General features: G+C 70.0%; 13 protein-coding genes. All 13 read left to right on the forward strand.

All coding sequences use genetic code 11. The features are described from left to right. The first annotated feature begins 166 nt into the window (after positions 1 to 166). The 13 genes from AOK18_RS14900 (at position 167) to AOK18_RS33040 (ending at position 6,934) form a co-directional block, all read left to right on the forward strand. Positions 167 to 748, forward strand: coding sequence for a hypothetical protein (locus AOK18_RS14900; protein ID WP_055694663.1), 582 nt, complete (start codon positions 167 to 169; stop codon positions 746 to 748). Next, entirely contained in the window at positions 741 to 959 is a 219-nt protein-coding gene (locus tag AOK18_RS14905) for a hypothetical protein (protein WP_055694664.1), read from the forward strand. The genes AOK18_RS14900 and AOK18_RS14905 overlap by 8 nt, the downstream gene beginning before the upstream one ends. Before the next feature lie 199 nt (positions 960 to 1,158). Next, positions 1,159 to 1,683 (forward strand): RusA family crossover junction endodeoxyribonuclease, encoded by a 525-nt coding sequence (locus AOK18_RS14910; RefSeq protein ID WP_055694665.1) that lies wholly within the window; start codon positions 1,159 to 1,161, stop codon positions 1,681 to 1,683. Continuing rightward, positions 1,680 to 2,162 carry a WhiB family transcriptional regulator gene (locus tag AOK18_RS35240; RefSeq protein ID WP_079105024.1) on the forward strand — a complete coding sequence of 161 codons (483 nt, stop codon included), beginning with the start codon at positions 1,680 to 1,682 and terminating at the stop codon, positions 2,160 to 2,162. Before AOK18_RS14910 ends, AOK18_RS35240 begins: the two co-directional genes overlap by 4 nt. Continuing rightward, positions 2,159 to 3,085 (forward strand): hypothetical protein, encoded by a 927-nt coding sequence (locus tag AOK18_RS14920; protein ID WP_157865103.1) that lies wholly within the window; start codon positions 2,159 to 2,161, stop codon positions 3,083 to 3,085. Before AOK18_RS35240 ends, AOK18_RS14920 begins: the two co-directional genes overlap by 4 nt. Next, a complete protein-coding gene (gene ssb / locus AOK18_RS14925) occupies positions 3,082 to 3,606 on the forward strand; it encodes a single-stranded DNA-binding protein (RefSeq protein WP_055694667.1) in 525 nt (174 codons plus the stop codon). Before AOK18_RS14920 ends, ssb begins: the two co-directional genes overlap by 4 nt. A 154-nt stretch (positions 3,607 to 3,760) precedes the next feature. Further along, on the forward strand, positions 3,761 to 4,054 hold the full coding sequence (locus AOK18_RS14930; protein WP_055694668.1) for a hypothetical protein: 294 nt from the start codon (positions 3,761 to 3,763) through the stop codon (positions 4,052 to 4,054). A gap of 128 nt (positions 4,055 to 4,182) precedes the next feature. Next, a complete protein-coding gene (locus AOK18_RS14935; RefSeq protein ID WP_055694669.1) occupies positions 4,183 to 4,365 on the forward strand; it encodes a hypothetical protein in 183 nt (60 codons plus the stop codon). Further along, a complete protein-coding gene (locus AOK18_RS14940; RefSeq protein WP_055694670.1) occupies positions 4,362 to 5,327 on the forward strand; it encodes a DNA cytosine methyltransferase in 966 nt (321 codons plus the stop codon). The genes AOK18_RS14935 and AOK18_RS14940 overlap by 4 nt, the downstream gene beginning before the upstream one ends. Positions 5,328 to 5,439: 112 nt before the next feature. Further along, the gene (locus AOK18_RS14945; RefSeq protein ID WP_055694671.1) at positions 5,440 to 5,670 is read left to right on the forward strand and encodes a hypothetical protein; all 231 of its coding nucleotides are present in this window, start codon (positions 5,440 to 5,442) and stop codon (positions 5,668 to 5,670) included. A 46-nt stretch (positions 5,671 to 5,716) separates the two neighbouring features. Next, positions 5,717 to 6,268 carry a hypothetical protein gene (locus AOK18_RS14950; protein ID WP_055694672.1) on the forward strand — a complete coding sequence of 184 codons (552 nt, stop codon included), beginning with the start codon at positions 5,717 to 5,719 and terminating at the stop codon, positions 6,266 to 6,268. After that, positions 6,265 to 6,618 (forward strand): helix-turn-helix domain-containing protein, encoded by a 354-nt coding sequence (locus AOK18_RS14955; protein ID WP_055694673.1) that lies wholly within the window; start codon positions 6,265 to 6,267, stop codon positions 6,616 to 6,618. The genes AOK18_RS14950 and AOK18_RS14955 overlap by 4 nt, the downstream gene beginning before the upstream one ends. 67 nt (positions 6,619 to 6,685) lie before the next feature. Continuing rightward, positions 6,686 to 6,934 carry a hypothetical protein gene (locus AOK18_RS33040; protein WP_157865104.1) on the forward strand — a complete coding sequence of 83 codons (249 nt, stop codon included), beginning with the start codon at positions 6,686 to 6,688 and terminating at the stop codon, positions 6,932 to 6,934. The last annotated feature ends 132 nt before the right edge of the window (positions 6,935 to 7,066 follow it).

A 7,066-nucleotide genomic window follows, 5' to 3' on the forward strand; every position in this document is an offset into this window, starting at 1 on the left:
CCCCCGACCCCGAGCCGGCCCCGGAGCCGGAGCCGCGGGCCCTCGGCGACCAGCTCACCCGCACCCGGGCCGACACCACCGAAACCCAGCCCCTCTCCCAGCAGGAGATAGCCGACAGCATCGCCGCCCGCGCCGACCAGGACACCCCGAAGGGACACCCCCAGCCGTGACCACCGAACTCACCGAAACCCAGCGCCAGCGCCGCTGGACCCAGGCCCGCGACACCATCGCCCGCGCCATGTACGACACCTACGGCCAGAACGACACCGACCGCTCCCAGCGCATCGCCGACCTGGCCATGGACGCCCTCGCAGACGTCGCCGCCGAGATCCTCACCGACGGCACGATGATGCGCGGCCTCAACATCCAGGACGGCGTCGCCACCCTCGAACTCGAACCCGCCCGCGAGATCCTCCTGACCCTCGTCGCCGCCATGCGGACCATGCTCGACAGCCACGGCGCAGAGAACTATCTCGAAACCGAGATCACCGCACCGTCCGTCTCCATGGACCTCCGCGACGGCCAGAACCCGCGAGACGCCTACACCGTCACCATCCAGCGACGCCAGCGCCCCACCCCGCACGAGTTCCGGCAGAAGGCCGAGCGAGAGCGCGACGAGGCGCAGCAGGCCATCAACCAAGCCCTCGGGGTCCTCCGGACCTGGCGCGACGAGCACAAGGCTGGTCCGGAAGCGGCAAGCCTGCTGTACGAGGTCGGTGCCGCCCTCACCGGAGACCGCGATGGCTGACCAGGACCCGGGCTACGTCGCAGGTCTCGCCGACCAACTCGTCACCCGGCGCCCCGACCTCCTCGCCATCGCCGAAGCCGAACTCGCCACCTTCCGCGGATTCAAGGCCACTGTCACCCGCTTCATCCACAACCCCGCCATCCCCTACGACATCCGCGCCGGCCTCGCCCACGACCTCGGACTCCCCCAACCCACCCCAGGACCACGGTGACCGAGTACGAGATCGCCTGCCAAGGCAAAAGCCGCTTCCCCACCTGGCGGGCCGCCAAGAAACGCGCCAACCAGATACGCCGCGAAGGCGGCCCCGCAATGCGCCCCTACCCCTGCGACTTCGGACCCCACTTCCACGTCGGCCACCGGCCCGGACACGCCAACTACCTCCGACACGGACAACCCCTGGAGCCCACCCCATGACCACCCTCGCCCCCGACACCGAACGGCAACTTCGCCTCACCATCACCGTCCACGGCCGCCCCGCACCCCAGGGCAGCAAAAAGTACGCCGGCCACCGCCGCAACAGCGCCAGCGGACGCATCAGCGCCGTCCTCGTCGAACAGTCCAAGCGCGTCAAACCCTGGCGAGCCCTCGTCACCGCAGCAACCTGGCAGGCCCGCATCGTCTCCCACATCGGAGCCGTACCCGTCCACCTGCCCACCCTGGACGGACCCCTCGAAGCCGACATCGTCTTCACCGTCCGCAAGCCCGCCAGCGCCCCCAAGCGACGCCGCACCTGGCCCGTCACCCGGGACAGCGGAGACATCGACAAGCTTCTCCGCTCCACCTTCGACGGCATCGCCGACGCCCAGGCCGTGGCCGACGACTCCCGAATTATCGACGTCCATGCCCGAAAGGTCTTCCCCGGCGAACACCCCGAAGCCCTCCCCGAGCCCGGCGCGATCATCCGCCTCTACACCCTTCCCGGAGCCACCCGATGACCATCACCAGCACCAACACCCGCCGCCTCACGAAGCCCGCCGCGCCCGCCGACACCGGCAACTGGCGCGACGACGCCGAGTGCCGCGCCCACGACGATCCGGACCTGTGGTTCCCCGTCGGGCACAGCGTCGGATGGATCGCCCAGATTCGGGAAGCCAAGACGATCTGCGGCCAGTGCCCCGTGCGGCGGGAGTGCCTGGAGTGGGCGCTCGCCGCGGGGCAGCTGAACGGGATCTGGGGTGGTCTCACGGAGGGGGAGCGGCAGGAGCTGCTGCGGGACCGGGCGGACGTTCGGGCCCGGTCCTACGAGCGGTGCATCGACGCGCAGGAGTTCATCGAGCGGCGTGTGGCGGAGAAGGCCACGCATCGGATGATCGCGGACGAGTTGGGTGTGGGCCGGTCGGCGGTGTCGAAGGCGTTGAGGTTCTTCCAGTCGGAGCGTGCCGCGGCTGGCATCGAGGTGGTGAAGGCGGCATGACGTCCACGACTTCCTACGCACAAAGGATCGCCCATTCGCGGTGGAAGGCACGTCGCCGGCAGCTAATCGAAGCCGGGCAGTGGCAGCCGTTCGTGCCTGCCGGACCGGTGCGTGACCACGTGAACAAGATTCGCGCGGCAGGCATGCCGCTCTGGGCGCTCGAGGAACACTTCGGAATGTCCGCGCACCACCTGGATCACCTGCTGTGGGGGTCGGAGGGGAGCGGCCCGGGGAAGGAGGTGCGCACGGAAACGGCTGAGATGCTTCTCGCGTACTGGCCGAAGCTGGACGACTTCCCCGACTCGGCACGGATCGATCCGACCGGTACGCGGCGCCGTATCGAGGCACTTCAAGTGCACGGGTTCAACCTGATCGCCATAGCCGGGAAGATCGGCATGGGGCTGAGGTACTTCCAGAAGGTTTCGAACTCCGACAGGGTGACGGCTCGTGTGGCTCGCGCTGTCCGGGACGTGTACGGCGAGTGGTGGAACGCTGACCCGTGCGATCACGGCGTGAAGGGCTGGGTAGCCGACCGGACGCGACGTGCTGCTGAGCGCAGCGGCTGGTACGGGCCGCTTGCGTGGGATGACGACACGATTGACGACCCGCGGGCGATGCCGCAGACGGACGCCGTGGAGCCGGTCGTGTCGGAGGGCGGGAACCTGGCGGCCAGGTGGCTGATGGGTGAAGCCGTCATCCTCGGCCGTGACGACCGCGCGGAAGTCCTGGCCCATCTCTTCGAGTGGACGAACGACACCACGGCGGAGATCGCTGCTCGGTTGGACATGACGCCTGAGGCCGCGGAGCGGCAGTGGGAGCGGATCAAGCAGAAGGCGCGGGCTGAGGGCCGGCGTGTGTGGCGGCGCGTGTACGTGCCGCGTGAACGAGACCTGAAGAAGAACGAGATGGGAGAAGCGGCATGAGTCTGCCGACGCTGAACGGAACCGCACGGCTGATCGACGCGCCTGAGCTGCGCTTCAGTGCGCAGGGCACGGCGGTTGTGAAGGTGCGCCTGGCGTTCAATTCCAGGAAGAAGGACGACGCCGGCCAGTGGGTCGACGCCGATTCGTTCTTCATCGACGGGAAGGTGTTCGGGCAGTACGCCCAGAACCTCGCCGACTCCCTGGAGAAGGGGATGGAGGTGGTGGTGTCGGGCCGGTTGCGGACGGAGAAGTGGGAGACGAGGGAGGGGGAGAAGCGGTCGGCGCCGTCGCTGTTGGTCGATTCGATCGGTCCGTCTCTGCGGTTCGCGACGGCCCGGGTGGAGAAGGCGGGCGGCTCGGGGCAGGGAAGGCAGGACGCGTACCGGGCGGCGCAGCAGGCGTCGTCGCGGGAGGGGATGGAGGACCCGTGGACGCAGCCGTCGCCGGCTGGTGGCGGACAGGCCGCGGGGAGCTGGGGCGGGGGCTCCGGGGGTGGTTACTCGGACGAGCCGCCGTTCTGAGCTGAGTGTGGCGCGCGTAGGGGTCTGGCCTTCGGGTCGGGCCCCTTCTCGTGTGCCCGGGGCACCGCATCCCGTTCTATGCATTGCATTGCCATGCATAGAACGGTACAGTGAACACATCCAAACCCCACCACGCCTATCGACGGGGACATTCATGCACCGGATCGTCATCGACCAGTCCAAGATCCGACTCGACCAGGACCTCGCCCGTCGCGGAGCACCCGGCTTCCCCCGCTCTCTGAAGTGGTGGCAGCGGAACACCCCCGGCTTCACGGACGCCACGATCCTCGACGACGACAGGATCGCCCTCACCATCAACGACAAGCTCCCGAACGGGCAGCGCATCGAGCTCACCCCGGCCATCATCCGTCGCCGAATGAACGCCCTGCGGACCGCCCTCGACAACCGGATGTTCCTGGACTTCTCCGACGCGATCGTCGAGGCCTGACGTGCCGTCCTGCGACTGCGGCGCCACTCCCGAAGAGGTGGCCGCCAACATCCACGCCCCCGGCTGCACCAGCCACGACGGACCCGCCGACGACCCGTCCGACCACTACCAGCAGTAGGAGCCCCGCCATGGCCGACCTGACCCGTGAAGACGTAGCTGACGTCCTCGCCCGCGTCTACGACGGCCAGCCCCTCGACCAGCTGCGCGACGAGCACGCCGCCCACCACCTCGAAGCCGCCGACGCACTCCTCGCCCGCCTCAGCGACCCGGCCGCCCGGGTCCGCTCCACGACCGAAGGAGCCCGACTGTGACCCATCCCGACGCCGCCCTGAGCCTCTGCTCGGGCGTCGAAGCACTCGACAAGGCCGTCCACCAGCTCACCGGCTGCGAGACGGCCGTGTACGCCGAGAAGGACCCCTACGCCGCCCAGGTGATGGCCCGTCTGCTGCCCGGGGTAGAGAACCTCGGCGGTATCGACCTCGTCGACTGGCCGGCCCTGGTCCACCGGTATCCGTGGCTGCGGAAGGTGATCGCGGGCTGGCCCTGCCAGGGCATCAGCAACAACGGCCACCGCCTCGGCCTCGACGACCCCCGCTCCGGATTGTGGCGCAGCGTGTACGCCGCCATCGACGCCATCGGGCCCGACGAGGTGTTCCTGGAGAACGTTGCCGCGTTGAAGCGCCGCGGCCTCGATGTCGTCTCCGATCACCTCAACCGGCGCGGCTACGACCTGTACTGGACGATCACGCACGCCTCGTCGGTCGGCGCCCCGCACGGCAGGCCTCGCTGGTTCGGCTACGCCGTGCCCGGCGTCGGCGCCACGGTGGAGGTCCCGGCGCCCGCCCCGACGGTGGAGTCCGTGGCCCGGCTGTTGCCCACTCCGAAGGCCTCCGACGGACCGAACGGCGGACCCAACCAGCGCGACGGCAAGGGGAACTACTACCTGCCCGGCATCGCCGTCAGGCTGGACGAGAACTGGCGGGCGCCCAAACTCGGTCACGACTACGGGCCCGCGATCCGCCGCTGGGAGCGGGTCCTCGGCCGGCCCGCGCCCGCGCCGACCGCCCCGGGCACGGGCGGCAACCTGCGCATGGCCCCGGAGTTCACCGAGTGGGTCATGGGCCTCGACGAGGGCCTGATCACCAGCCATGTCGACATGCCGCGCCCGCAGCAGATCAAGCGGGCCGGTAACTCCGTCGTCACCCTCCAGGCGATCGCCGCCTACCGGGAGCTCACCGCCGTCGCCCGCACCACCCTGCCGCTCGCCGCCTGATGGCCGCGTTCGTGCTGTATCCGCTGGCCGTCCTCAAGCTCGCCCCGCGGATCCTCGCCCGCACCCTCCGCACCCTGACTCCGCACCGCGCCGACTCCACCCGGAGGACACCGTGACCGACTCCCCGACTCCTGCCGTCGGCCAGATCTGGCAGGACAACGACCCCCGCGGCTATGGCCGCAAGGTCCGCATCGTCGAGATCGGCGACACCCATGCCGTCGTCGAACTTCACCAGCCGCGCAGCGTCGGCCACAACGGGGCCAAGCCCGGCCGTCGTACCCGCATCCGCCTGGACCGCTTCCGGCCGACCAGCACCGGCTACCGCTACGTCGCCTCCGCCTGACCACCCCTCCCGGCTGTCCCGCCCCGGGCAGCCCGAAAGGAACCCGATGACCGACCAGACCGCCGACGACCTCACGGAGCCGGACAACCCGACCGCGTGGGCTCTCGCCCGCCACATCGCCGACCACCCCGTCAGCACGATCCAAGCCGCTTTCCGGTACCTGAATGCGCCGCTGACGATCGAGGTGCGCGAGCCCGCCTCGGCTGCTGGACAGGCGCCCGCCACCGACCAAACCGCACTCCGCGACCACATCGCCGAGGCCCTGCTGACCACCCGACGCACGGACTACGAAGGGAAGGCCGACCACCGGCAGCACCGCTACGACGCCCGCTGCGCCCTGTGCGCCTATGACGTGGACGCGCTCGCCAACGCGGTGATGGCCGTGCTGCCCGCGCCCACCGCCCAGGAGCCGTCCATCCCGTCCAAGGCCGACACCGCCTCCGCGGACGAGTCCCCGCACATCTACATGACCGCCATCCGTCAACAGGCCGCCTACGTGCACGAATTCACCAAGGCGGGCCGTATGGCGGAGGCCTTGGAGCATGTGGAGGCGATGGAGCGGCTGCTGGCCGTGTACCGGCGGGCGGTACGCCCGTGACCACGGCACCCTCACGACCGGGCCCGACCACCAGCGGTGGCGGGCCCGCCCCGACCCCACACAGGGCCCGGCACCTCGTCCAACGCCCCCTCGAGCCCCGCGCGCACATCACCCGACGCCAGATCGACATCCTCCGCCTCGCCGCGAACGGCAGCACCAACCGGGTCATCGCTCACCGCCTGGGCGTCAGCGAGGAGACCATCAAGACCCAGTTGCAGGTGGCGTACCGGAAGTTGCGAGTGAGGGATCGCACGCAGGCGGTCACGGTGGCGCTTCGCCTGGGGCTGCTGTCGCTGGACGACATCGTGGTGCCGGCGGGCGCGAACTCCGGTTACCGGCACTCCGAGTAACCCAGTGAAACGGACATCTTAGACACCGCCACCGGCGGGTAAGACCGATCACCGCCCGGGAGGGCTGATGCCCCGCATACCCCCGCTCCTCGCCCAAGCCGTCCTCGTCGGCTGCACAGCCCTCGCCACCGCCTGGGCATGGCTCACCCTCACCCGCGCCCGGGTTCTGTCGCCGGGCGCGGTCATCGTCTGCACGGTCATCGCCGTCACGCTCGCCCTGGCCGTGGAGGCCGGAGTGCGTCGCATACGCCACGGCCGGCCCCGACGCGCCCACGCCCGACCCAACCCCTCGAAGACCGGAAGGACATCCGCATGACCGGCCCCCTGTGTGGAGCACGCCACCGCGAGTACCCCGAGACCCTGTGCACCGAGCTGACCGGGCATGCCCAGGCCGACGATAGCCCGCATACCGGGCTCCTCATCATCGGCGGCCGGGAAGCCGGAGCCG

Source organism: Streptomyces prasinopilosus, from assembly GCF_001419695.1.
Lineage (GTDB): Bacteria > Actinomycetota > Actinomycetes > Streptomycetales > Streptomycetaceae > Streptomyces > Streptomyces prasinopilosus.

Excerpts from the sequence above, each read along its gene's own strand:
- AOK18_RS14905 (WP_055694664.1), top strand. The coding sequence starts at position 741 with ATGGCTGACCAGGACCCGGGCTACGTCGCAGGTCTCGCCGACCAACTC.
- AOK18_RS14910 (WP_055694665.1), top strand. The coding sequence starts at position 1,159 with ATGACCACCCTCGCCCCCGACACCGAACGGCAACTTCGCCTCACCATC.
- AOK18_RS35240 (WP_079105024.1), top strand. The coding sequence starts at position 1,680 with ATGACCATCACCAGCACCAACACCCGCCGCCTCACGAAGCCCGCCGCG.
- AOK18_RS14920 (WP_157865103.1), top strand. The coding sequence starts at position 2,159 with ATGACGTCCACGACTTCCTACGCACAAAGGATCGCCCATTCGCGGTGG.
- ssb (WP_055694667.1), top strand. The coding sequence starts at position 3,082 with ATGAGTCTGCCGACGCTGAACGGAACCGCACGGCTGATCGACGCGCCT.
- AOK18_RS14930 (WP_055694668.1), top strand. The coding sequence starts at position 3,761 with ATGCACCGGATCGTCATCGACCAGTCCAAGATCCGACTCGACCAGGAC.
- AOK18_RS14935 (WP_055694669.1), top strand. The coding sequence starts at position 4,183 with ATGGCCGACCTGACCCGTGAAGACGTAGCTGACGTCCTCGCCCGCGTC.
- AOK18_RS14950 (WP_055694672.1), top strand. The coding sequence starts at position 5,717 with ATGACCGACCAGACCGCCGACGACCTCACGGAGCCGGACAACCCGACC.
- AOK18_RS33040 (WP_157865104.1), top strand. The coding sequence starts at position 6,686 with ATGCCCCGCATACCCCCGCTCCTCGCCCAAGCCGTCCTCGTCGGCTGC.